The sequence below is a fragment of the Bacillus sp. JNUCC-21 genome (genome assembly GCF_041222765.1).
GTDB lineage: Bacteria > Bacillota > Bacilli > Bacillales > Bacillaceae > Bacillus > Bacillus velezensis.
Genome location: NZ_CP166019.1, coordinates 3057393 through 3079512 on the forward strand (window position 1 = coordinate 3057393; position 22120 = coordinate 3079512).

At 47.3% G+C, this 22120-nt stretch carries 24 protein-coding genes, 1 pseudogene and 1 other annotated feature; of the genes and pseudogenes, 8 read left to right on the top strand and 17 right to left on the bottom strand.

The genetic code is table 11. The features are described from left to right. The first annotated feature begins 125 nt into the window (after window positions 1-125). Complete coding sequence (locus JNUCC21_RS15390) at window positions 126-344, top strand: hypothetical protein (protein WP_369878845.1); 219 nt, start codon at window positions 126-128, stop codon at window positions 342-344. Between the two features lie 21 nt (window positions 345-365). On the opposite strand, the pseudogene JNUCC21_RS15395 reads toward JNUCC21_RS15390, so the two are convergent. Beyond that, window positions 366-416 (bottom strand): annotated as a pseudogene (locus JNUCC21_RS15395) (hypothetical protein); the annotation flags it as partial. Between the two features lie 170 nt (window positions 417-586). Then, complete coding sequence (locus JNUCC21_RS15400) at window positions 587-1456, bottom strand: cation diffusion facilitator family transporter (protein WP_007408764.1); 870 nt, start codon at window positions 1454-1456, stop codon at window positions 587-589. A 222-nt stretch (window positions 1457-1678) separates the two neighbouring features. Here JNUCC21_RS15400 and JNUCC21_RS15405 point away from each other — a divergent pair, with 222 nt between their 5' ends. The 3 genes from JNUCC21_RS15405 to JNUCC21_RS15415 all read left to right on the top strand — a co-directional run bounded on the left by JNUCC21_RS15405 (window position 1679) and on the right by JNUCC21_RS15415 (window position 3609). After that, window positions 1679-2485 carry a TrmB family transcriptional regulator gene (locus JNUCC21_RS15405; RefSeq protein WP_007408765.1) on the top strand — a complete coding sequence of 269 codons (807 nt, stop codon included), beginning with the start codon at window positions 1679-1681 and terminating at the stop codon, window positions 2483-2485. A 72-nt stretch (window positions 2486-2557) separates the two neighbouring features. Beyond that, window positions 2558-3289, top strand: a complete 732-nt coding sequence (locus tag JNUCC21_RS15410) for an AzlC family ABC transporter permease (RefSeq protein WP_038464177.1) — start codon at window positions 2558-2560, stop codon at window positions 3287-3289. Beyond that, a complete protein-coding gene (locus JNUCC21_RS15415) occupies window positions 3286-3609 on the top strand; it encodes an AzlD domain-containing protein (RefSeq protein ID WP_216061803.1) in 324 nt (107 codons plus the stop codon). The genes JNUCC21_RS15410 and JNUCC21_RS15415 overlap by 4 nt, the downstream gene beginning before the upstream one ends. Before the next feature lie 40 nt (window positions 3610-3649). On the opposite strand, the gene JNUCC21_RS15420 is transcribed toward JNUCC21_RS15415, so the two are convergent. From JNUCC21_RS15420 to acsA, 3 genes are all read right to left on the bottom strand, one after another. Continuing rightward, window positions 3650-3775: a hypothetical protein gene (locus JNUCC21_RS15420; RefSeq protein ID WP_007408768.1), complete on the bottom strand. Its 126-nt coding sequence runs from the start codon at window positions 3773-3775 to the stop codon at window positions 3650-3652. 119 nt (window positions 3776-3894) lie between these two features. Further along, window positions 3895-5160 (bottom strand): tyrosine--tRNA ligase, encoded by a 1266-nt coding sequence (gene tyrS, locus JNUCC21_RS15425; RefSeq protein ID WP_007613147.1) that lies wholly within the window; start codon window positions 5158-5160, stop codon window positions 3895-3897. A gap of 50 nt (window positions 5161-5210) precedes the next feature. Continuing rightward, window positions 5211-5443 (bottom strand) — a binding site (T-box leader). Between the two features lie 53 nt (window positions 5444-5496). Then, a complete protein-coding gene (gene acsA, locus JNUCC21_RS15430) occupies window positions 5497-7215 on the bottom strand; it encodes an acetate--CoA ligase (protein ID WP_369878299.1) in 1719 nt (572 codons plus the stop codon). A 158-nt stretch (window positions 7216-7373) separates the two neighbouring features. Here acsA and JNUCC21_RS15435 point away from each other — a divergent pair, with 158 nt between their 5' ends. The 3 genes from JNUCC21_RS15435 to JNUCC21_RS15445 are packed head-to-tail and all read left to right on the top strand — an operon-like array spanning window position 7374 to window position 9838. Next, window positions 7374-8006, top strand: coding sequence for a GNAT family N-acetyltransferase (locus tag JNUCC21_RS15435; RefSeq protein ID WP_216061805.1), 633 nt, complete (start codon window positions 7374-7376; stop codon window positions 8004-8006). Between the two features lie 24 nt (window positions 8007-8030). Further along, the gene (locus tag JNUCC21_RS15440; RefSeq protein ID WP_216061806.1) at window positions 8031-8675 is read left to right on the top strand and encodes an acetoin utilization AcuB family protein; all 645 of its coding nucleotides are present in this window, start codon (window positions 8031-8033) and stop codon (window positions 8673-8675) included. Continuing rightward, the gene (locus tag JNUCC21_RS15445; RefSeq protein WP_216062331.1) at window positions 8672-9838 is read left to right on the top strand and encodes an acetoin utilization protein AcuC; all 1167 of its coding nucleotides are present in this window, start codon (window positions 8672-8674) and stop codon (window positions 9836-9838) included. Before JNUCC21_RS15440 ends, JNUCC21_RS15445 begins: the two co-directional genes overlap by 4 nt. Before the next feature lie 9 nt (window positions 9839-9847). On the opposite strand, the gene motS is transcribed toward JNUCC21_RS15445, so the two are convergent. The 12 genes from motS to JNUCC21_RS15505 form a co-directional block, all read right to left on the bottom strand. Then, the gene (motS, locus tag JNUCC21_RS15450) at window positions 9848-10537 is read right to left on the bottom strand and encodes a flagellar motor protein MotS (RefSeq protein ID WP_369878300.1); all 690 of its coding nucleotides are present in this window, start codon (window positions 10535-10537) and stop codon (window positions 9848-9850) included. Next, window positions 10527-11342, bottom strand: coding sequence for a flagellar motor protein MotP (gene motP, locus JNUCC21_RS15455; protein WP_007408775.1), 816 nt, complete (start codon window positions 11340-11342; stop codon window positions 10527-10529). The genes motS and motP overlap by 11 nt, the downstream gene beginning before the upstream one ends. 68 nt (window positions 11343-11410) lie before the next feature. After that, window positions 11411-12415: a catabolite control protein A gene (gene ccpA, locus JNUCC21_RS15460; RefSeq protein ID WP_012118209.1), complete on the bottom strand. Its 1005-nt coding sequence runs from the start codon at window positions 12413-12415 to the stop codon at window positions 11411-11413. 278 nt (window positions 12416-12693) lie between these two features. Further along, the gene (locus JNUCC21_RS15465) at window positions 12694-13770 is read right to left on the bottom strand and encodes a bifunctional 3-deoxy-7-phosphoheptulonate synthase/chorismate mutase (protein ID WP_003152383.1); all 1077 of its coding nucleotides are present in this window, start codon (window positions 13768-13770) and stop codon (window positions 12694-12696) included. A gap of 235 nt (window positions 13771-14005) precedes the next feature. After that, on the bottom strand, window positions 14006-14332 hold the full coding sequence (gene ytxJ, locus JNUCC21_RS15470; RefSeq protein WP_033574218.1) for a bacillithiol system redox-active protein YtxJ: 327 nt from the start codon (window positions 14330-14332) through the stop codon (window positions 14006-14008). 25 nt (window positions 14333-14357) lie between these two features. Then, window positions 14358-14771 (bottom strand): YtxH domain-containing protein, encoded by a 414-nt coding sequence (locus tag JNUCC21_RS15475; protein WP_003152380.1) that lies wholly within the window; start codon window positions 14769-14771, stop codon window positions 14358-14360. Between the two features lie 32 nt (window positions 14772-14803). Next, window positions 14804-15226, bottom strand: coding sequence for a DUF948 domain-containing protein (locus JNUCC21_RS15480; protein WP_007408777.1), 423 nt, complete (start codon window positions 15224-15226; stop codon window positions 14804-14806). A 155-nt stretch (window positions 15227-15381) separates the two neighbouring features. Continuing rightward, a complete protein-coding gene (murC, locus tag JNUCC21_RS15485) occupies window positions 15382-16680 on the bottom strand; it encodes a UDP-N-acetylmuramate--L-alanine ligase (RefSeq protein ID WP_015418019.1) in 1299 nt (432 codons plus the stop codon). A gap of 240 nt (window positions 16681-16920) precedes the next feature. Continuing rightward, window positions 16921-19524, bottom strand: a complete 2604-nt coding sequence (locus JNUCC21_RS15490; protein ID WP_353762763.1) for a DNA translocase FtsK — start codon at window positions 19522-19524, stop codon at window positions 16921-16923. 167 nt (window positions 19525-19691) lie between these two features. Further along, on the bottom strand, window positions 19692-20297 hold the full coding sequence (gene ytpR, locus JNUCC21_RS15495) for a YtpR family tRNA-binding protein (RefSeq protein ID WP_022552814.1): 606 nt from the start codon (window positions 20295-20297) through the stop codon (window positions 19692-19694). Between the two features lie 14 nt (window positions 20298-20311). Then, window positions 20312-21121 carry a DUF1444 domain-containing protein gene (locus tag JNUCC21_RS15500; protein WP_012118213.1) on the bottom strand — a complete coding sequence of 270 codons (810 nt, stop codon included), beginning with the start codon at window positions 21119-21121 and terminating at the stop codon, window positions 20312-20314. Window positions 21122-21136: 15 nt separating this feature from the next. Next, a complete protein-coding gene (locus JNUCC21_RS15505) occupies window positions 21137-21460 on the bottom strand; it encodes a thioredoxin family protein (RefSeq protein ID WP_369878302.1) in 324 nt (107 codons plus the stop codon). A gap of 197 nt (window positions 21461-21657) precedes the next feature. On the opposite strand from JNUCC21_RS15505, the gene JNUCC21_RS15510 reads away from it, so the two are divergent. After that, window positions 21658-22104, top strand: a complete 447-nt coding sequence (locus JNUCC21_RS15510; RefSeq protein WP_012118214.1) for a YtoQ family protein — start codon at window positions 21658-21660, stop codon at window positions 22102-22104. Window positions 22105-22120: the final 16 nt, after the last annotated feature.

The following is a 22120-nucleotide window of genomic DNA, read 5'->3' on the forward strand; positions in this document are numbered from 1 at the left end:
TTCAGTGTCCGCAGATGATGATACTGGATCTTTTATGCAGTTCTCTTGCCATTATAGCAGATCTCCGTTACTTGTAATAGAGTCTGCTGTCAGCATTTAAAACAGCGTTTGCGGGTACGTTTTTGATGGGACCGTCTCGTGCGATGTGTCCGACGGTGTGTCCGGCGATCTGTCCGACGGTGTGTCCGGCGATCTGTCCGACGGTGTGTCCGGCGATGCGTCCGTCTTCTGCTGCGGGAGCGGTGTGTCCGGTGATGCGTCCGTCTTCTGCTGCGAGAACGGTGTGTCCGTTTTCTGCTGCGGGAACGGCGCGAACATTTTTTAGAAACCGGTTCTTGGTATAAATACTCCCCTAAACCTTCTCTTTCCGCAACGGCAACTCCATGTTCAATTTCTTTAACAGAAATAGCGTTCATTCTGTTCACCTCCCTTTTTCTTTACAACATAACGTATGAAATGAACCCCTCACGTGTATAAGCTTATCTCTCATATGAGCGAGAAATAGTCATTTATACAACAAAAAGACCCGTGGGAACGGGCCTTTTGCAGACATTTTGCCGGGAACAAAAGCAAACTTAAGATCGATTTATTTCTTCCTCTCGCTCTCCGGCTCGGGGTGAATCATTACCTGTGCTTGTTTGAATTCATTCGTAATATCTCTTTCAATGCGGTCACACAGGTCATGCACGTCTTTAATCGTCACGTGAGAGGCTACGACCAGGTGAAAATCAATATACTCCTGCGGGCCGGAGCGCCTTGTACGAAAATCGTGAATTTCAATAAATTCCTGTTGAAATGTTTCAATAATCTTTAAAATTGTTTTTTCTTCCTCTTCCGACAAACGGGTATCAATCAGCGGCGGGAATGCTTCTTTCATTAACTTAAACGCTTCATATATGATATACACCGCCAGCACCATACCTATAATGGGATCAAGTATGTACCACTCCGTTAAGGTAACGACCAAAAGGCTTGCCGCTACGCCTAATGATGTGTACACGTCAGTCAGTAAATGCAGGGCATTTGATTTCATTGCCACGGAATTAACCTTTTCGGCTTCTCTTTTTACGAACTTCGAAACGATCAAATTAATGAGAGCCCCCGCAAGCATCACAACAATTCCCAATACAGGCAGATGAACCGGCGCGGGGTTGACCAGTTTTTGAACGCATTCATATATCATCCAAATCCCTGCCGCAAAAATCAGAATCGTCTCGATAGTCCCCGACAGATTCTCGACTTTTCCATGACCGTACGGATGCCCTGTATCAGCCGGCTTTTTTGAAATCCTGACGGAGATAAAGGCAATGAAGGCGGCGATCAAATCTAAAAAAGAATGGATGGCTTCAGAAAGTATCGCGACAGATCCGGTTATTATCCCCACCACTATTTTGAGCATGACGACCAGGGAATTGCTTATAACCGATAAAAAAGCGATTTTAGAGGTGTTTTCCACCGTGATCCTCCTCTTTTTTACTTCTTGAATTTATCGTATCAAACAGCATTCGTGTGGGTCTACGGCAACGTTTTTCACAAAAGCCATACATGTAACTCACCATAAACTAAGTTGGAAAGCGACAAAACGGGCGCACCTTTCTTTCAGCACTCAAGTCCCATTGACAAGATATAACCGCTTACATTATAGTAGTTTCATGAATAACCACTACGGAGGATGCTTATGGAGGATGTTCTGAAAGAATTACAGAAATTTGGATTTTCTCAATATGAATGTAAAGCATATATCGGCTTGTTGAAACACTCGCCTGTTACCGGATATGAAATCAGCAAAAGGTCAGGCGTTCCCCGCTCAATGATCTATGAGGTATTGGGGAAATTAGTTGATAAAGGCGCTGTCCATATTGTGCCGTCTGATCCTGTTACATATGCCCCGCTGGCCGGAAAAGAATTAATCGACCGGCTCCGGCACGATTTCGAGAGCTCATTCGGCTACCTTGAGGAAAAGTTATTGGCGCTGGAAAGCGAGCAGGAGATGAATGTCATCCGCCGCATCAGCACAAATGATCATGTCATCAATGAGATGAAGGATATGATTGAAAAAGCCGAGGAAGAGTTGTGGCTGTCTGTCTGGGAACAGCAGATTCCCTTTATTCAAGAAGCCGCTAACAAACGCGCCGCCGAACAATTGCCCGTCTTTTCGATTGTGTTCGGCCCTCCGGAAGTGAAGCTCGGAAATACGACAAATCATAATATGTCTCCTGAAGTGGCGGAGAAACGGATGGGCGGAAGATTAACGATAGCTGCCCGCGATAATAAAGAAGTCTTAATCGCCAATTTTTCTCCGCAGACGAATGCCTGGGCCATTAAATCAGAAGATCCCGCTCTCGTTCTCGTGGCCATGGAATATATGAGACACGATCTGATGTTCGCGGAGCTTGTGAAAGAAGTAGGGGCTGAGAAAGTTGAAGGCCTGATGAAACAAAACCATTCGTTATTTCATGTCGTCACCGGAAATCGGTTCATATAAATGTGAACCGTATTTTCTTTGATTTTTTCATTAGTCGTTATCATTATAATCTCTATGAAAGGAGTATAAAAAATGATTAACACAGAAGTGCAAAAAACCGCCGTTTCCCGGGAAATGAACGATACGTTTTTACAGGGGGTGCGGGATTGTGTGCCTACGCTGCTGGGCTATATGAGCATCGGTTTTGCTTTCGGCATCGTTGGCGTTGCCTCTCATCTAAGCATTCTTGAAATTTGTTTGTTATCTTTGTGTGTCTATGCCGGCGCCGCCCAATTTATTATTTGCTCGCTCCTTGTTTCCGGGAGTCCGATTTCCGCCATTATTTTAACGACGTTTATCGTCAATCTGCGGCACCTTCTGCTGAGCCTGACCATCGCGCCGTATTTCACGAAATACTCTTTGGCGAAAAATATCGGCTTCGGGGCTTTGCTTACTGACGAATCTTTCGGCGTAGCAGTGAACAAAGCGGCTCAGAACGGCAGGTTATACGATAAGTGGATGAACGGCCTCAATATAACCGCTTACATGTGCTGGGTTATTTCCTGCGTGATGGGCGGGCTTCTCGGACAATGGATATCTGATCCTTACGCGCTCGGCCTGGACTTTGCTTTGCCCGCTATGTTTGCGGCGCTGCTTGTGCTGCAATTGCAGTCGTCCGCTTCGGAAAAGCTGAAGCACAGCCTCTCCTTAATTCTCTATATGATCATTTTCATGGTCTTGTTATCGTATTTCGTCCCGTCACACATCGCGGTCATCGCCTCAACCGTGATTGTGGCAACGATCGGGGTGGTGACTGACAAATGAGCATCAGCACACAAATGATCTGGATTATACTCGGCTGCATGATTGTTACACTTGTGCCGCGCATTGTTCCGTTTATATTTGTCCGGAACATTCAGATGCCTGAATTGGCTTTAAAATGGCTCTCCTTTATTCCGCTTTGCATTTTGACGGCTCTGGTAACGGAAAGCATGATTGTGAAAACAAACAGCGCTTTGACCTTTGATTGGAAAGCAATGATCGTTCTTATCCCGACATTGCTTTGCGCGATGCGGACAAAAAGCTTATCCATCACGGTCATCACAGGAGTCTTGCTGATGGCCGCCGTCAGGCTGATATGGTGACAATCAAAAGCCTCCATTCCGCAGAATGGAGGCTTTCCCTTTATGATGTCGGATTTTCTTCTTCCGTCTCTGATTCCTCGGCTTTGGCTTCGGCGTTTATGCTTTGCTGCTGTTCCCAATGATCCCGCTGCAATCTTTCTTTTGCGATGGTAAACATGAAATTCACGGCGCAGCACCCCTTCCCTGTTTTGCTTATACTATGTACTGTACTCATTTCCCCGTGCAGTATTCACAAAACATAAAAAAGCAGCCTGCCGCATTGAGCGGCCGGACTGCTTTTTATTTTCAGTACGTGATCAGGAAGTATTTTTTCTTTCCGCGGCGCAGTACGGTAAATTGATCTTCAATGCGGTCTTCCGCAGTCAGAAGATGCCCGATGTCCGTCTGGCGCTCGCCGTTAATGTAAACAGCTCCGTTTTGAATGTCTTCGCGGGCCTGCCGTTTTGAAGGCGACAATTTAGATTCCACAAGCACGTCTACTAAAGACAGTTCTTCAGAGCGGTCTTTTTCAAACGAAGGTACATCTTTAAATCCTACCTTGACGTCTTGAGCGGAAAGCTCTTTAATATTGCCGCTGAACAGCGCCTGGGAGATATGAACGGCCTGCTCAAGCGCTTCGCGGCCGTGTACAAGAACAGTCACCTCTTCAGCGAGACGTTTCTGCGCTTCTCTTTTCTCAGGAGCCGTCTCCGTTTTTTCAGCATAAGCTTCAATTTCCTCTTTTGATAAGAAAGTGAAGTATTTTAAGTATTTGACGACGTCGCGGTCATCTGTATTGATCCAGAACTGGTAGAATTCGTACGGCGATGTTTTTTCTTTATCAAGCCAAATGGCTCCGCCTTCCGTTTTGCCGAACTTCGTGCCGTCAGCTTTTGTGACGAGCGGAATGGTAAGACCGAAAGCTTTCGCCCCTTCTTCTTCTGATTTTCTGATCAGTTCAAGACCGGCCGTGATGTTGCCCCACTGGTCACTGCCTCCAATTTGGAGTTTGCAGTTCTTTTCTCTGTACAGATTCAGAAAATCGTAGGATTGCAGGATCATGTAGCTGAATTCCGTGTAAGAAATCCCGGTTTCAATTCTTGAGCTTACGGTATCTTTCGCAAGCATGTAGTTAATTCCGAAGTTCTTTCCGACGTCACGAAGAAATTCAATAATGCTCAGCTTTCCGATCCAGTCAAAGTTGTTCGCTATGACAGCGGGGTTTTCTCCGGCCTCGAAATCTAAAAATCGGGAAAGCTGATTTTTAATTTTTTGCGACCATTCGACAACGATATCCTGAGTATTTAACGTACGTTCCGCTTTTTTGCCGCTCGGATCGCCGATCAGTCCCGTCGCGCCGCCTACAAGCGCAATCGGATGGTGGCCTGCAAGCTGGAAACGGCGCAGTGTCAATATCGGCAGAAGGTGTCCGATGTGCAGGCTGTCAGCCGTCGGGTCAAACCCTGAGTATAAACGGATTTTTTCTTCGTTCAGCTGTTTATTCAGTCCTTCTTCATCCGTCATTTGCTGGATTAAGCCGCGGAATGATAAATCCTCTAATAAGTTAGTCATTTTGTCTGCTCCTTTGTTTATGAAAATAAAAAACGCCCCTTCGTTTTAAACGAAGGGACGATATAATCGCGGTACCACCCTACTAATAAAAGCATAAAAAAGCTTTTATCACTCTTTTTGATAACGGACCGTGTCCGTTCTTTCACTACTGAAAGCCTTGGAATGGCTTTGTTCGCAAAAGCAGTTCATGAGTGTATTCGGCATATCTTATGTGCTGATTTTCACCGGCCATCAGCTCTCTTGAACAATCAGATACCCTACTTGTCTCAATCAAAACCTTTTCGTATGAAGCTTACTCATTTTTAACATAAATAAGATACGATGTCAACGCCGTGTTTAATCTTCCATTGTGGACAGGTCGCCTGCCGGCAGGTTCAGCTCCCACGCCTTCAGCACACGTCTCATAATCTTTCCGCTCCGTGTTTTCGGAAGTTTATCTTTGAATTCAATTTCCCGCGGAGCGGCATGCGCGGCAAGCCCCTGTTTTACAAAGAGGCGAATGTCCTCCTTCAGCTGATCGGATGGCTCATGCCCTTCTCTAAGCGCGATAAACGCTTTAATAATTTCTCCCCGGACAGGGTCCGGCTTTCCGATGACGCCGGCTTCGGCAATCGCCGGATGTTCAACAAGTTTGCTTTCGACTTCAAACGGGCCGACGCGCTCGCCGGATGTCATGATGACATCATCGACTCTGCCTTGGAACCAGAAATAACCGTCTTCATCCATATAAGCAGAATCTCCGGAAACATACCAGCCGCCCGGCATGAAATAAGAATCATATTTCTCTTTGTTGTTCCAAATGGAATCCATCATCGACGGCCAGCCCTTTTTAATGGCGAGATTTCCCATTCGGTACGGCGGAAGCTCATTTCCCTGATTGTCAACGATCGCCGCTTCCACTCCCGGAATCGGTTTCCCCATTGAACCCGGCTTGATCTCCATGCAAGGATAATTGCAGATGAGCTGTCCGCCCGTTTCTGTCATCCACCACGTGTCGTGGATACGCTTGCCGAATACTTTATGTCCCCACTTGATGACCTCGGGGTTCAAAGGTTCTCCGACACTCAGGACGTGACGAAGTGAAGTAAGATCAAATTTGGATGCCATTTCATCTCCGGCGCCCATAAGCATTCTGAAAGCCGTCGGAGCGCTGTACCAGACGCTGACACCGAGCTTCTCGATCGTGCCGTACCAGTTTTCCGGACTGAATCTGCCGCCGACGATCACATTCGCCGCTCCGTTCAGCCACGGCGCAAATATCCCGTACACCGTCCCGGTCACCCAGCCCGGGTCCGCAGTGCACCAGTAAATATCGTCTTCTTTAAGATCAAGCACCCACTTGCCGGTCTGGTATTGCTGAATCATGGCTTCATGAACGTGGAGCACACCTTTAGGCGTTCCGGTAGATCCTGATGTGTAGTGAAGCAGGTAGCCGTCTCTTCTGTCCATCCATTCAATATCAAGTCTCGTGCTTTCTCCCTCAGCCGCTTTATCATAATGGATGATTTTATCTCCCGCTTCTTTGCTGCCGCCGACAATGAAAATATGCTCGAGGTCGGGCAGGCTGTCCACCGGAATCCGTTCGGCCAGTTCAGGTGTCGTCACGACAACCTTCGCCTGACTGTTCAAGAGGCGGTCTTTGACGGCGCCTTCCATAAACGCTTCAAATAAAGGGCCGGCGATCGCACCGATTTTAATTGCGCCGAGCATGATAAAGTAAAGCTCCGGCGAACGCGGCATGAAAATAAAAACGCGGTCCCCTTTTTCCACGTTTCCATACCGTCTCAGTACATTTCCCGCCCGGTTCGATTCCTCCATCATTTCTTTAAATGTGTATTTTTCATCCCGGTTTGCGTCCTTGTAATACAGCGCTACTTTGTTTTTTCGAAATGATTCGGCATGACGGTCAATCGCTTCGTACGCCGCATTCAGCTTCCCCGTCTGATGCCAGGAAAACTCCGCTTCGACCTCTTTCCAATCGAAGCTGCGGTACGTTTCCTCATAATTTCGCAGATGATAATTCCCCTTTTCCGCCGGCAACGCTTTCAAATTCATGCAACATCCCCCTTTGCTTATCTATAGACTAATTATAGTAGATGTTCACAGTTTTCTCAATTTTTAAAATATAAATTACAACACTATTGAAAACGCTTTATATTTTGTTATGCTTAAGAGAGATGTGTTTTTATTAAGAACCGACAGGCGGTGAATCAGTGAAACATCATAAAACGTACCATTCTTCATTAATTCAGACAGCAGTCGGCCCTCTTTTAGTAGAAGGGCCCGTACCTCCAGAGGACCTAGCACAGTATGAGTTTCATGAAGGCCTGACAGCCTTTCGCCTTCCTCATGAACAGCACAAAGCGTTAATCGAGATCGCCGGGCTTCCTGAAGGTCGGATCATTATCGCCAGGGACGGACAGACGATTATCGGCTATGTGACGTATTTATATCCTGATCCGCTTGAACGGTGGTCTGACGGAAATATGGAAGACCTCCTTGAACTCGGGGCGATCGAGGTCGCTCCCGGCTACAGGGGCTGTTCTGTCGGAAAAACGTTGCTGACAGTCAGCATGATGGATGAACAGATGGAACGGTACATCATCATGACGACGGAATATTACTGGCATTGGGATTTAAAAGGAATGAAAAAAGATGTGTGGGAATACAGAAAAATCATGGAAAAGATGATGAATGCCGGGGGTCTTGTCTGGTTCGCAACGGATGAACCGGAAATCAGCTCTCACCCGGCCAATTGTCTGATGGCCCGCATCGGCAGGCACGTCAGTCAGGAGTCAATTGAACAGTTCGACAGGCTTCGTTTTTATCAGCGATTTATGTATTGACTGACATACAAAGGGGATAAAAAGATGATTGCAGAACAAATCATGAAACGGGACGTCATCACCGTCTCAAAACACGACTCCATTGAAACAGCCGTCCGTAAAATGAAGGTATATCATATCCGCCATCTCCCTGTCATCGACGACGAGCTGCACGTCATCGGTATTGTCACAGACAGAGACATTAAACAGGCCGGCCCCGGCAGCTTTGAACAAAAGGAACGCGGCGCATTTCTGACAAACAAAGTGGAGACCATTATGAAGCGGAATGTCATCTGCGCTCATCCGCTTGACTTTGTGGAAGAAATATCCGCTTCCTTTTATGAGCACGGCATCGGCTGTCTGCCGATTACGGTAAACCATAAGCTGACGGGCATTTTAACGAAAACCGACGTGCTCCGGACTTTCGTCAGCCTGACAGGCGCAGGCCAGCCGGGATCACAGGTGGAAATCCTGGTGACGGATATGACAAAAAGCCTTGCTGATCTCAGCTGCATGTGCCGTGATCTTCAGCTGCAAATCCTGAGCGTGCTCGTCTATCCCCATGATTCCGCCGGGTCGAACATTCTCGTCTTCCGGGTGAAGACGATGAATCCGCTCCCTTTTATCCGTGCCGTTCATGAAGCCGGATACAATGTCTTATGGCCGAAACATTTGAGGGATCAGCCATGAGAGACAGCGTTTTTGTTTACTCGCCTTCTTATCAGACGTATCAATTTCATCAGGAACATCCGTTCAATCAGCGTCGCGTGCTTTTAACATACGATCTGCTTCAGGCGGCGGATGCGTTTGACGAAGGAGAAATCGTCACACCGCGCACGGCCGCTAAAGAAGAGCTGGCTCTCGTTCATACGGAGGATTATATACAGGCGGTGGAACTAGCGGGTGCGGGCCGGCTCCCTGCCGCAGAAGGAGAAAGCTACGGTCTCGGAACGGAAGACACCCCCGTTTTTGCCGGCATGCATGAAGCCGCGTCACTTCTGGTGGGCGGCACCTTAACGGCGGCTGATTATGTCATGACGGGACAAGCTAGACACGCCTGCAATTTAGGAGGCGGCCTTCACCACGGCTTCCGCGGCAGGGCCTCAGGCTTTTGTATCTATAATGACAGCGCCGTGGCCATCCAATACATCCAGAAGAACTACGGGGCAAAAGTGCTATACATTGATACAGACGCCCATCACGGCGACGGCGTTCAATTTACGTTTTATGACAGGTCTGATGTCTGCACTGTTTCTTTTCACGAGACCGGGCGTTATTTATTTCCCGGGACGGGACAGGTACTGGAAAAAGGAAGCGGGCAAGGCTACGGCTATTCTTTTAACATTCCGCTGGATGCTTTCACAGAGGACGATTCCTTTCTGCACGCTTACAATACGGCCGCCTCAGAAATCGCGGCTTTTTTTAAGCCGGATGTGATTCTTACCCAAAACGGTGCCGACGCCCATTATTACGACCCATTGACACACCTGTCCAATACAATCTCCATTTATCAGGAGATCCCGCGGCTCGCTCATTCATTAGCCCATCAATATTGCAGCGGCAGATGGATCGCGGTCGGCGGCGGCGGATACGATATTTGGAGAGTCGTCCCGAGAGCATGGAGCCGCATTTGGCTTGAGATGAAAGGGATTGATCCCGGGGAGCGCATACCGCAGAAATGGATTGATAAATGGCAGAAGCACTCTCCCTGCACGTTGCCCGCTTTTTGGAGTGATCCTGAACAATTATATCCTCCGATTCCCCGCAAAGAAGAAATTTCAGAAAAAAATGCCCAAACCGTGGAAAAAGCACTTTTTGCCATCCGGTCTGAGCAGCGGTATAAAACTAAATAAAAAACGACCTTATGAGGAGGTCGTTTTTTTGATCACAATTTCTACACGGCGGTTTTCTTTCATATGTCCGGGACTTTTGTTGTCCTTCACAGGTTTCGTATCCGCATACCCGGCAGAGATAAACCGTTTGGCGGAAAAGTCTTCATTCGCGGTAAAATACCGGATCACACTCGCCGCTCTTGCAGACGACAGCTCCCAATTTGACGGAAATTGATAGGTGGAAATCCGGCGGCTGTCCGTATGGCCTTCTACCTGTATGTCATTCGGAATTGTTTTTAAAAGCACCGCGATCTGATGCAGAACCGGCTCGGCGTTTTTCAGCACATCCGCTTTTCCTGTCTGAAACAGAACGGCCTCCTGAAGCACCAGAACCACTCCGCGCTCATCGCGCTTCGCCGTCAATTTCGAACTCAAATGATGCGCTTTTATGTATGTCTTCACGTTTTGTAACAGCAAATCCTGTTCTTTATTTTCGTTTGCTTTGTTTGATGACGACGGTTCACCCCCGCTGCCGTTTGTATGAATCGATGAAACGGCAGATTGAAATTTTTCCGCGTCTATTTGCGACATCGAAAAAAGCAATATAAAGAACACGAGAATGAGCGTGATCAAGTCAGCGAACGTCACCATCCATCTCGGTGAACCGCCGGAATGTTCCGGTTTGTTTCTTCTTTCAAAACGCTCTTTTCTAAGCTTCATGGACAGCGCCCTTTTTCTTGTTCGCAGGCTGTCCTTTACGCCAGTCTTCTCTTGAGCTGAAGACGACGAGCTGACTTTCGAGGTTGCGGGGATTTTTGCCCGATTGGATGCCGACAACCCCTTCGATCATGACCTGTTTGATGAAAATTTCACTTTCCGTTTTTTCTTCAAGCTTTGCCGCGATTGGGATAAACACCAAGTTGGCAAGCAGCGCTCCGTACAGCGTCGTCAATAGCGCAACGGCCATGTTCGGTCCGAGGGTGTGCGGGTCATTTAAGTTTTTGAGCATGAGAACGAGTCCGACGAGCGTCCCGATCATTCCCCAGGCAGGTGCGAAATCACCGGCTTTTTCAAAAACGCGTCTTCCTTTTCTGTGTCTTTCTTCCATCGCGGCGATCTCAGAATCCATCACCAGCCGGATCGTTTCCTCGTCCCAGCCGTCAATCGCAAGCAAAAGGCCTTTTTTTAAAAACGGATCCTTGATCTCACGCGCCTGGTCATCCAGAGACAGAAGCCCCTGCCTGCGCGCCTGCTCCGAAAGGCTGACAAATACTCTGACAAGCTCTTTCACATTGTCATCCTGACGGGAGAATACCTGTTTCAGAACAGAAGGGGTTTTCTTTAAATCCCTCGGCGGAAAGCTGATAAAGATCGCCGCAGCAAGGCCGCCTGTGACGATTAAAAAAGAAGTCAGATCTAAAAATGAACTGATTCCCGCCAGTCCCGTCCCTGACAGAATACCGATTGCGACAATAATACAGCCTAACATAAAGCCAACGGGCGTCAGATAATCAAAACGTTTCATATCTTCTCCTTACTCAAGTAAAAAAGCAAGATTCCACCCCTCAGAGTGAAGCTTGCTTTTCCGTTTTTTTATGACTTGGTTGATTGTCTTAATTCGATGCGGTGAGGCAATTCGACGATCTGCTCTTCAACCGGCTCTTTGTTCATCAGTTTTGTCAAAAGTCTCATCGCCACGGCGCCGATATCGTACGTAGGCTGCACGACTGTTGAAAGCTGAGGGCGGACCATCAGGCTCAATCTCGTATTGTCAAAACCGATAATATCAAGATCATCAGGTATCGAAAGACCTTGATCTTGGGCCGCATGGATAATGCCGAGGGCCATTTCATCCGTCGCAGAAAGAATCGCCGTCGGTTTCCGGTCAAGGCCCATCAAGCTTTGAAGCGCCTCCATACCGGAATCATAGGTGTAATCGCCTTCCGCTACGAATTGCTCGTTAAACGGAATCGCCGCTTCTTCAAGCGCCCGTTTGTACCCTTGCAGTTTTTTCGAACGGTTGATCGGCTCTTGCATCGGTCCGGAGACGAATGCAATATCGCGATGCCCTTTATCAATGAAAAGCTTAACGGCATCATAAATCGCCTGTTCATAATCAATGGCGACAGAAGGCGTCTCGCCCTGTTCTTCCACTGATGCCGCCAAGACGATCGGCACAGGAGAGCGCTTAAATTCTTCGACATGCTCGTCCGTAATGTTGCCGCCCATAAATACGATACCGTCCACTTGTTTGCCGAGCATCGTATTTAACAGATGCAGTTCTTTCTCAAGATTTTGGTCCGAGTTGCTTAAAATAATATTATATTTGTACATCGTCGCGATATCTTCAATTCCACGCGCAAGTTCAGAGTAGAAAATGCTTGAGATATCAGGGATGATGACGCCGACCGTAGTCGTTTTTTTGCTTGCAAGCCCTCTTGCCACCGCATTCGGGCGATAGCCGAGCCGGTCAATGGCTTCCAATACTTTTTTTCTGGTCGTCGGTTTTACATTCGGGTTGCCGTTCACGACGCGGGAAACAGTCGCCATACTGACATTTGCTTCTCTGGCCACATCGTATATCGTAATGTTGCTCACTGAAACCACTCCTTTTACTGGATACACTTATCCTTATCTATAGCATAAACACTTTATGTAAAGAAATGTCGTACGATTTCGCATTCTGTCGTTTATGATTGTAAGCGTAAGTCAGTAGTGTACATTATTTTTCATTATTCATCAAATTTAAATATCTCTCATGAAATTATACACGTTTTTCCCAGTGATGAAAACGTTCACTTTCATTTTATAATTAAATAAAATGAAGATACGAAAAAAAGCCGCGCGAGGCGGCCTTTAAAGAGCGAAACGTTGTATTATGCTTTTACTTTCAGCATTGGCTTTAATTCGTTCAGCCATTTCTCGAATTCAGGTATATCCATCTGCTGCGCAGAGTCTGAAAGGGCAACGGAAGGATCAGGGTGAACTTCGGCCATCACGCCGTCAGCGCCGATCGCAAGCGCCGCTTTTGCTGTCGGAAGCAGGAGATCGCGGCGGCCTGTTGAGTGTGTGACGTCAACAAACACCGGCAAGTGAGTTTCCTGTTTCAAAATCGGCACGGCAGAAATGTCGAGTGTGTTTCTCGTTGCCGTTTCGTACGTTCTGATACCGCGCTCACAAAGAATGATTTGGTCGTTTCCTTGTGACATGATGTATTCAGCTGCATTGATGAACTCTGAAATTGTTGCGGCAAGACCGCGTTTTAACAATACCGGCTTTTTAACGGAACCGGCGGCTTTCAGCAATTCAAAGTTTTGCATGTTCCGCGCGCCGATCTGAATGACGTCAATGTAATCAATCGCTTGCTCAATGTGGGCGGGCGTTACGATTTCACTGATCACCGCGAGGTCATATTCATCAGCGACACGTTTAAGAATTTGCAGGCCTTCAACGCCGAGACCTTGGAAATCATACGGACTTGTGCGGGGTTTAAACGCGCCCCCGCGCAGGATTTTAATGCCTTGTTTTTTCGCTGCGGCCGCTACTTCGGCAACCTGCTCATAGCTTTCTACGGCACAAGGTCCGACGATGAATCTCTGATCGCCGTCACCGATTTTTTCGCCTTTAATGTCAACGATCGTATCTTCTGCTTTTTTCTTCCGGGAGACGAGCAACGCTTTGCTGTGATCCTCTTCTTGAAGTTCAAGTCCGGCTTTGAAAATTTCTTTGAAAATATGCTGGATCGTTGAGTTTTCAAATGGGCCGTCATTGCTTTCAATAATGCGGTTAAGCATTGTACGCTCTCTGACAGGGTCAAATCGGTTGACACCCTGTGCTTCCTTTGCTTTACCGATTTCTTTTACAACGGCTCCGCGTTCATTGATTAATTTAAGGATTTCTAAGTTTAGTGCGTCTGCCTGCTGTCTTAGGCTCTCTAATTCCTTGTTGCTCATCTTTTTCATCCCTTCTATGCTATGTTTTATTTTAATGGTTAACATGCATCTTACTACAGTTATGCGAAAATAGGAATATGAAACAATAAATTTTTTCACATTCGGCTTTATCACTAAAACGCTTTTAAGCTTTTATGCGTTGAAGCAGTATATATTGATATCCTACATGATCCGGCTGAAATGATCAATAGTTTTTTCAAAAAAAAAACCGCCGGTATCAACCGGCGGCCAGCAATTATGAAAGGTGCTGCTCTATTGCGTTTTTTGTGATTTGTGAATGAGACGCGTGCCATTTCACTTCGCCGTTTGCAATGACGAATACTTGCGGGCTTTCATGTTTCACGCCGTATGTCTCGGCGATATAGTTTGAAAGCGGCCGGCTGTCCTGCACCTGCAGGTAATAAGAAGGCACTTCCGAATGCGCCGATGCAAAGGCGTCAAACTCCTGAAACGCGGCTTGGCTGATCGGGCAGGTTGTGCTGTGTTTCAAAAACACGAGCTTGTTTTCTTTCTCAACGGCATTTTTGAACTCTTCTTCAGACGATATCAGCTGTTTTGTCATGTCGGTTATCTCTCCTTATTGAAGATCAGCGATTTGCCTGACCGGCTTTTTCCCCGGCGTCTTCCGCTTCGGCCTTGATGCTTTGGGCCGTGTCCTGCATTTCGCTTCTCGTCTCTTCGGCTTTCTCGGTTAGTGTGCTCTTAGAACGGTCTTTTAAATCCTTCACTTTATTCATAATCTGGCCTGACTGATCAGCTACCAGCTGGGTGATATTAGATGTTTTGTCTTTGGCGATGCTGACATATTGAGAGCCTTTTTCTTTCGCGTCGGCCGTCATTCTGTCCGTCTTATCCTTTAACGCAGAAGCCTGACTGCCGAGATCGTCGCGCAGCTCCTTACCTGATTTAGGCGCCAGAAACAACGCCGTTGTCGCGCCGATAATTCCCCCGATCAGCGTTCCGATTAAAAAATCCTTACTATTGATTCCATCTTTGCTCATTATGATTCCTCCTTAGTGGATTTTTCTTATGATTAAAGCGATGTTTTTTTCTTTTGCTTCCACTTGTCCCATATTTCCATAGCGGCCTGGCTCCAGGTGACAACCTGACTGATCTTATCCTGATTCTCTCTTACAGAGGCCGTAACGGAACCTGCTGCCTGCTTTATGGATGTATTAAACTGCTGGACGGAAGTTCCCACTTCCTGGACAGCATGGACAACCGTATTTAATTTCTCTGATTTTTCCTGAATGTCTTCCGCGAGACGGTTTGTCTTATGTAACAGCTCGGTTGTCTCTGCGGTAATGCCTTTCATCTGCCCTTCAAGGCCGTCTAAAGTCGAGGCAACGTTTGTTAAAGTCATCTGCACGGACTTTAATGTTTTGGACAGATAGATGACGAGGATGAGAAATGCAACGGCAATGAGTGCGACGCTTAAGTAAAGAATGATGATCATCTAATACCTCCTTAATGCAGGATATAGTGGTATATACCCAATTCTTAAAATGATAAACATATATGAAAGATCTGTATGTATACTATTTCTCCGTTTCTCGGTAAATCCCTTTGCAGCACGCGCAAAAAAGCAGTGAGAGCCCCACTGCTTTTTCGTTACGCTATGACGTTTTCATAGGCTCTCATATATTTTTGAATGTCTCCGGCGCCCATGAAGATCAGCACTGCGCCTTCATGCGCTTTTAACACGGATGTGTCATTTTCTTCAATGAGTTCTGCGTTAGCGATTTTTTCCTGAAGATCCGTGATCGTGAGCTTGCCGACGTTCTCGCGGGCAGAGCCGAAAATGTCGCACAGGTACACGCGATCGGCCGCGCTTAAGCTTTCTGCGAATTCATCCAGGAATGATTGCGTCCGTGTAAACGTATGCGGCTGAAATACCGCGATGATTTCACGTTCGGGATATTTTTGACGCGCCGCCTCAATCGTGACTTTGATTTCAGTCGGATGGTGGGCGTAGTCGTCGATCAGTACCTGGCTGCCGATCACTTTTTCATTGAATCTGCGTTTGACGCCGCCGAATGATTCAAGTCCGCGCTTAATCATGTTCACGTCTATCTCTTCATAGTGGCAGAGCGCAATAACCGCTAAGGAATTGAGGACATTGTGATGCCCGTATGCCGGGATGTAGAACGTATCGTAAAACGTATTGCGGACAAAGACGTCAAATGTCGTGCCTTCCGTATTTTTCACGATGTTTCTCGCTTGAAAATCATTTTCTTCTCCCGTGCCGTAATAAACGACAGGCACATTGGCGTGAATTTTCGGCAGGTACTCGTCATCACCGCAGGCAATGATGCCTTTGTTGACTTGAAGCGCCATGTTTTGGAAAGCATCAAACACATCGTCAATGTTGGCGAAATAATCAGGGTGGTCAAAATCAATATTCGTCATAATCGCATAATCAGGCTGATAGCTAAGAAAATGACGGCGGTACTCGCAGGCTTCAAATACAAAGTATTCGCTGCTTTCATTTCCTCTGCCCGTTCCGTCCCCGATAAGAAACGAAGTCGGCTTCGCCTGCTGCATCACGTGTGCCAAGAGGCCCGTTGTGGACGTCTTGCCGTGTGCGCCCGTTACCGCGACACTTGTGTATTTTTTCATATATTCAGCTAAAAATTTATGATATCTGATGACAGGAATCCCTTCAGCGAGCGCCTTTGCGATTTCCGGATGAGAATCAGGGAATGCGTTTCCGGCGATTACCGTTAAGCCGGGTTTGATGTTATCGGCGCTGAACGGATAGATCGGGATATTTCTTTTTTCAAGGGCAGCCTGAGTGAAAATCTGCTTCTCGATATCCGATCCCTGCACCTGATACCCTGTATCATGCAGGATTTGAGCAAGCGGGCTCATACCTGTCCCTTTTATTCCAACAAAATGATAAACAGTCATAATCGTACCTCCAACAAACGTCTATCTGTTCCCCAGTATATGACGCTCATTTCATTTTGCGACCGCCGCGGGCGAAAAGCCCGCACAGCGGCGCTTCCATTTATTTTTACGTTATCGTCAGTATCTGTAACTTTCTTTTTGATTAAACCTGCCGCATGATATTTCAGCGCGTGACAGTGATGCAGTTTTGATGGTCCATCCACTATCATACCATGTTTGTGAGAAAAATGAACGATATTCTTATTCTTGAGCAATGTCAGCGGCCGTAATCAGCACTTCACGGGGTTTGCTGCCCTTCGCTTCTGAGATCATGCCTTCGGCTTCCATCATGTCAATCAGCCTCGCGGCGCGGTTATAACCGATTCTGAACCTTCTTTGAAGGCTTGAGGTGCTGGCGCTGTTTTGCTCCACGACGAATTGGCACGCCTCAGGAAACAGTTCGTCTTCTTCCTTAAGGGCGGTTCCCTGCCTGATCAGTTCTTCCTGTTCAAACAAATAAGAAGGCGGCAGCTGCTTTCTGACATGAGAGACGACGCGGTCAATTTCTCTGTCGGATACAAAGTTGCCCTGCAGGCGCACCGGTTTTCCGGTACCGTTTTCCCAGTACAGCATGTCGCCTTTTCCGAGCAGCTTTTCCGCTCCCGCCATGTCGATGATCGTTCTCGAATCTACCTGGCTTGAGACGGAGAATGCAATCCTCGTCGGTATGTTTGCCTTGATCATTCCGGTAATGACATCGACAGACGGACGCTGTGTCGCGACAAGCAGATGAATGCCGCAGGCTCTCGCTTTCTGCGCGATTCTGGCAATGCTTTCTTCCACATCGTTCGGCGCGACCATCATTAAATCGGCAAGCTCATCAATGACCACTACGAGGTACGGAAGCTTTTCGCCTGTCTTATGATCGGCGGTTAATTCATTAAAGCGGCCGATATCTCTCACACCCGAATGGGCAAACAGTTCATATCGCCGTTCCATCTCTTCCACAACCCATTTTAACGCGGCGGTCGCGGCTTTGGCGTCCGTGATGACGGGGCTGACCAAATGCGGAATTTGGTTATAAGGCGCAAGCTCGACCATTTTCGGATCAATCAGAAGCATTTTGACATCACTCGGATCCGCCTTATAAAGCAGACTGACCAAAATGGTATTGATGCAGACGCTTTTTCCCGATCCTGTCGCACCCGCTATCAACCCGTGCGGCATCTTTTTCAAATCAATGACGACCGGGTTTCCGGAAATATCGACACCGAGCGCGGCTGTAAGCGGAGACGGATTCGTCCTGAAAGCGGCGCTTCTGATCATCTGCCTTAAATCGACGACTTTGCTTACGCGGTTCGGAACTTCAATGCCGATCGTGTTTTTACCGGGGATCGGCGCCTCAATCCGAATATCCTTGGCAGACAGGCTCAGTTTAATATCATCTGCTAAGTTTGTAATTTTGTTTACTTTCACTCCGGGCTCAGGATGCACTTCAAAACGTGTGACGGACGGGCCTTGTGTGACATGAACGACTTGGGCGCGCACATTAAAGTTTTTCAGCGTAACGTTTAAAAGCTCGCGCTGTTCTTCAATCCACGATTGGTCGTCATGTCTTTGCGCCGGCGGTACGTCCAGAAGCGACAGATTCGGAAAGACATAGCTCGCTCCGCCCTCTGGCGTCTTCGCCTGCTTGTGTTTATCGCTTTTAAGCATCATGACGTTAAACGGTACATTGCGCTCTTTCGGCCGCTCCGCTTTTTTCACAGTCTGAGGCTGTCCTTGATGCTCCGTTTTTTCTTCGGCAGGCCGGGACGGGGCATCGGCCGTCTCGATGCTTGCAGGTTCAGGCTCGGGGTCTGAATGCCGCGTGACTTCATTGTACTCAGGCTGCGAGTCTGTTTCCTGTTCCGCGTCGGTTTCAGCTGATTCGGGCTTGTCTTCAGACTGCGGCTGAACTTCCTCATCGTATCCGGGTTCTGTGTATGTATACACCGTTTCTTCTGCGGTTTCAAAAGGCGGTGCTTTTTCCGGCTCAGGCTCCTGATATTCCTCCTGCGGCGCCGCTTGTTCCTCTGTGTTTTCAGCCGTTCGGGATGCTTCATACTCAGGCTCTTTAATAGGCTGCGGGCGGGTTTGTTCATGCTCTTGTTCTTCTGTAAAGCCGGCAGACTCCGCGCTTTCCGTGTGCTCCCGCTCTTCAGTCTGCTGCGGTTCTGCTGCTGCAAACACTTGCTCTTTTGCATTCTCAGCCTCGGTGTGAAGCTCCTCTTTTTTAACGGCCGGGATTTCTTCCGTTTCTTGTTTCGCAAACGGTTCTGGCCGGTCATTCGTCTGTTTTGTTATGCCGGATGTTGTGAAGACGGGCTCTTTTTCTGTTTCCTGGCCGGCTTTTGGCGGAACAAATTGCTCCTCTGAAAGCAATGTTACGTTCTCTTCACGCCGCTTTTCGGAATTAGGCGCTTTTTTTATGCTGTGCTGAGATTGAAAGCCGTAAACCGGTGAAGGAATGGATGACGGTTTAAAGGGCTTTTTCACCGTTTCAGGCTCTTTATGTGTATGCTGTTTCCGCTCGGTTTGCTCCTTCCCGGCGGCATAATCCCGGGACGGCTGGCGGCGTTCGTGCCTTTCCCGCTGTCTTTGGTTTTGCTCCGTTCGCTTATAGCCGTCCGGAACGACGGGGAAGCGGAAATTCCCTTTCGGATATTCGTAATATATTTTAGGATCTTCCATGCGCGTGAATTTGCCTTCTGGCTGATCCGGTATCTGCTGTTTCGGGATTTGGGCATGCGTGTTTGGTTCACGTTCATGCTCTTCTTCTTTTTCACCTAAAAATAAGTCAAAAAATTTATTCAGCCAACTCATGTTTAATCACTCTCTAACTCCCTTTTTAGTAGTCTGGGACGATATTTAGTATACCATTGCCGGGCGGCTCAGAAAAGATTAAGCTCCCAACTGAAGAAAGCCGTTAAGCAGGCCTGCTTAACGGCTTTCTCTCACATCATTCGATTCTGTGCGCTTATTTATGGGAGTTAGAATTGAAATGCTTCGCCGGCCTCGCGGCTGTCTTCAAGAACAAGAATCCCTTTTTCCGCCGGCGCATCCGGCAAAGCGAGTTCTTTCGCGGAGCAGATCATGCCGCTTGACGGAACGCCTCTTAATTCAGCGTCTTTAATCACAAGCCCGCTTGGCATCACCGCGCCGACTTTAGCGACGACGACTTTTTGCCCTTTGTCCACGTTCGGCGCGCCGCAAACGATTTGAAGGGTTTCCTCTCCCACATTCACTTGGCAGATATTCAGTTTATCCGCATTCGGATGTTTTTCTTTCGATTCAACGTGACCGACAACAAATTTCGGAGAAAGGTCAACCGTCAGCGTTTCTGAAACGCCGTTTCTGTTCAGTATTTCATTCACATCCTGAACGAATGTCTCAGACAAAGCGACGGGGCCGTTGTCCTCAATCTGTAGATAAGAAGACACATTAAAAATGTTAAAGCCCGTCGTTTCTTTTGTTTCTTTGTTAAAGATTCTGATGACATCGCCTTCTCTTTCATAGGCGATTTCTTCGCGTGCCGCATCTTTAAGAGAGATCAGAAGCGTATCTCCCACACCTTCTTTATTGTAAAAAGCGTTCATAAGAAAAATCCTTTCTAATCCTTTTTCGGCCGGCTTTTCGCCATGATAAACACAGGTTCCAGTCTGCCTTCATTATACAGAAATGAAAGGGCCGTAATCGGCACCGTGCCGCTTGCAAAGAAGCTCATGGACATTTGCCCTAAAATATCATAACCCGATTCATTTCGAATGTCAGCAAGTATTAATACATCCTGATGCGGGACGGAAATCGCCAATTCGCCTTCAGCGGCCTGCTTGTATTCATGAAGAATCGAATCATTGAGAATCCGGCTGGCGTCATAGCCGTCATTCGCCCTGAAAAAATAAAAATAATTGTCCGCAACCGTATCCTGTTTCACAACTGAAGGAAGAGAGCGGAGATTGAATGACGCCGTCTCCCTGATCCGTTCTTTTGTCCAGTTTTCTTTCTCGAGCATCCGGCTGTCAATTAAGCGGTACGTCTTGCCGAGGTCAAGCGCGTAGTAGATTCTTGTTTCGGCCGTATGGTCATCATACACGAGCGGAATGCCGTCGCTCGTTTGATCGGGAAATGATGTGGAGCGGATGACCGGATAGATTCCGGCTTCCTTTCCGGACATCTCCTGTCCGCTGCCTTCCATCGCCTCCATTGCTTCTGACACATAGTAGACGATTTCGTCGATCGCTTCTTCTTTTTTCGTCTCCCACTTCGCAATGATCGGCGGGAGCTCCAATGTGATGCCTTTTTTGGTCGTTTGATCCTCAACACGGAGGGTGTCTTTTTCTCTGTCAAAAAAGAAGGATCGGTTCTCGTGCTGCAGGCGCTGTTTTAATAAATCCGCCAGCTTCCTTGACGTCATTTTCAAAGCCCGTGGCCTCCTTTATGCTTTAGCAAGGGAATCGGTTAAAAATTGCTCAATTTCTTCTTTTGTTTTACGGTCTTTGCTGACGAAGCGGTTCACTTCTTTTCCTCCGTTAAACACAACAAAGCTCGGAATGCCGTAAATTTCCCATTCCGCGCATGTATCAATAAATTGATCGCGGTCTACGTAGTAATAAGTGAATTCAGGAAAGTCCGCTTCCAGCTCAGGGAGAAACGGCTCCACAAAGCGGCAGTCCGGGCACCAATCCGCTGAAAACATAAATACCGCCCAATCGTCTTGTACCGCTTTTTGCAATTCTTCCGCGCTTTCAATCTTTTTCATTGTCATTCCTCCATCTGGATTATGAGTTTTTTATATGCTGATGTTTGTCCAATTGGATCATACCAGACTGTTTACAGCAAGACCAACTATATGCAATATCATTATCATATTTCATTTGCATTATCAAGCAAGTTTCGTTTACCATTTTGCTTGTAGCCGTACGAAAATCTGAATATGTACATAAGGAGGGGCAAAAGATGCAGTTTGTCGTGTATTTAGCGGGTGAAATCCACAGTAATTGGCGGGACGAGATCAAACAAAAAGCAACATCGCTGGACCTGCCGATTACGTTTGTCGGCCCGATGGAAAACCATGAACGCTCAGACAATATCGGAGAAGAGATTATGGGCGTGCAGCCCGATTCTGTTTTAAAAGACGCCAGAGCTTCTGATATCAACAATTTCCGTACAGAGGTGCTGATGGAAAAAGCCGATTTTGTGATCGCCCTGTTTGGCGAGAAATATAAGCAGTGGAATACCGCGATGGATGCTTCTTATGCCATCGCAAAAGGAAAGCCGCTCATTCTCATCCGTCCGAAAGAACTTCATCATCCGCTGAAAGAGCTTTCCGGAAAAGCGAATATCACGGTCGAAACCGTCAATCAAGCGATGAAAGCACTCTCTTATTTATTTGAAACAGAATAAGCAGGCCGCCTTTATG

Coding starts and splice junctions, on each gene's coding strand:
- JNUCC21_RS15390 (WP_369878845.1), top strand. CDS start 126: ATGGGACCGTCTCGTGCGATGTGTCCGACGGTGTGTCCGGCGATCTGT.
- JNUCC21_RS15405 (WP_007408765.1), top strand. CDS start 1,679: ATGGAGGATGTTCTGAAAGAATTACAGAAATTTGGATTTTCTCAATAT.
- JNUCC21_RS15410 (WP_038464177.1), top strand. CDS start 2,558: ATGATTAACACAGAAGTGCAAAAAACCGCCGTTTCCCGGGAAATGAAC.
- JNUCC21_RS15415 (WP_216061803.1), top strand. CDS start 3,286: ATGAGCATCAGCACACAAATGATCTGGATTATACTCGGCTGCATGATT.
- tyrS (WP_007613147.1), bottom strand. CDS start 5,160: ATGACTAACTTATTAGAGGATTTATCATTCCGCGGCTTAATCCAGCAA.
- acsA (WP_369878299.1), bottom strand. CDS start 7,215: ATGAATTTGAAAGCGTTGCCGGCGGAAAAGGGGAATTATCATCTGCGA.
- JNUCC21_RS15440 (WP_216061806.1), top strand. CDS start 8,031: ATGATTGCAGAACAAATCATGAAACGGGACGTCATCACCGTCTCAAAA.
- JNUCC21_RS15445 (WP_216062331.1), top strand. CDS start 8,672: ATGAGAGACAGCGTTTTTGTTTACTCGCCTTCTTATCAGACGTATCAA.
- motS (WP_369878300.1), bottom strand. CDS start 10,537: ATGAAGCTTAGAAAAGAGCGTTTTGAAAGAAGAAACAAACCGGAACAT.
- motP (WP_007408775.1), bottom strand. CDS start 11,342: ATGAAACGTTTTGATTATCTGACGCCCGTTGGCTTTATGTTAGGCTGT.
- JNUCC21_RS15465 (WP_003152383.1), bottom strand. CDS start 13,770: ATGAGCAACAAGGAATTAGAGAGCCTAAGACAGCAGGCAGACGCACTA.
- ytxJ (WP_033574218.1), bottom strand. CDS start 14,332: ATGACAAAACAGCTGATATCGTCTGAAGAAGAGTTCAAAAATGCCGTT.
- JNUCC21_RS15475 (WP_003152380.1), bottom strand. CDS start 14,771: ATGAGCAAAGATGGAATCAATAGTAAGGATTTTTTAATCGGAACGCTG.
- JNUCC21_RS15480 (WP_007408777.1), bottom strand. CDS start 15,226: ATGATCATCATTCTTTACTTAAGCGTCGCACTCATTGCCGTTGCATTT.
- murC (WP_015418019.1), bottom strand. CDS start 16,680: ATGACTGTTTATCATTTTGTTGGAATAAAAGGGACAGGTATGAGCCCG.
- JNUCC21_RS15490 (WP_353762763.1), bottom strand. CDS start 19,524: ATGAGTTGGCTGAATAAATTTTTTGACTTATTTTTAGGTGAAAAAGAA.
- ytpR (WP_022552814.1), bottom strand. CDS start 20,297: ATGAACGCTTTTTACAATAAAGAAGGTGTGGGAGATACGCTTCTGATC.
- JNUCC21_RS15505 (WP_369878302.1), bottom strand. CDS start 21,460: ATGAAAAAGATTGAAAGCGCGGAAGAATTGCAAAAAGCGGTACAAGAC.
- JNUCC21_RS15510 (WP_012118214.1), top strand. CDS start 21,658: ATGCAGTTTGTCGTGTATTTAGCGGGTGAAATCCACAGTAATTGGCGG.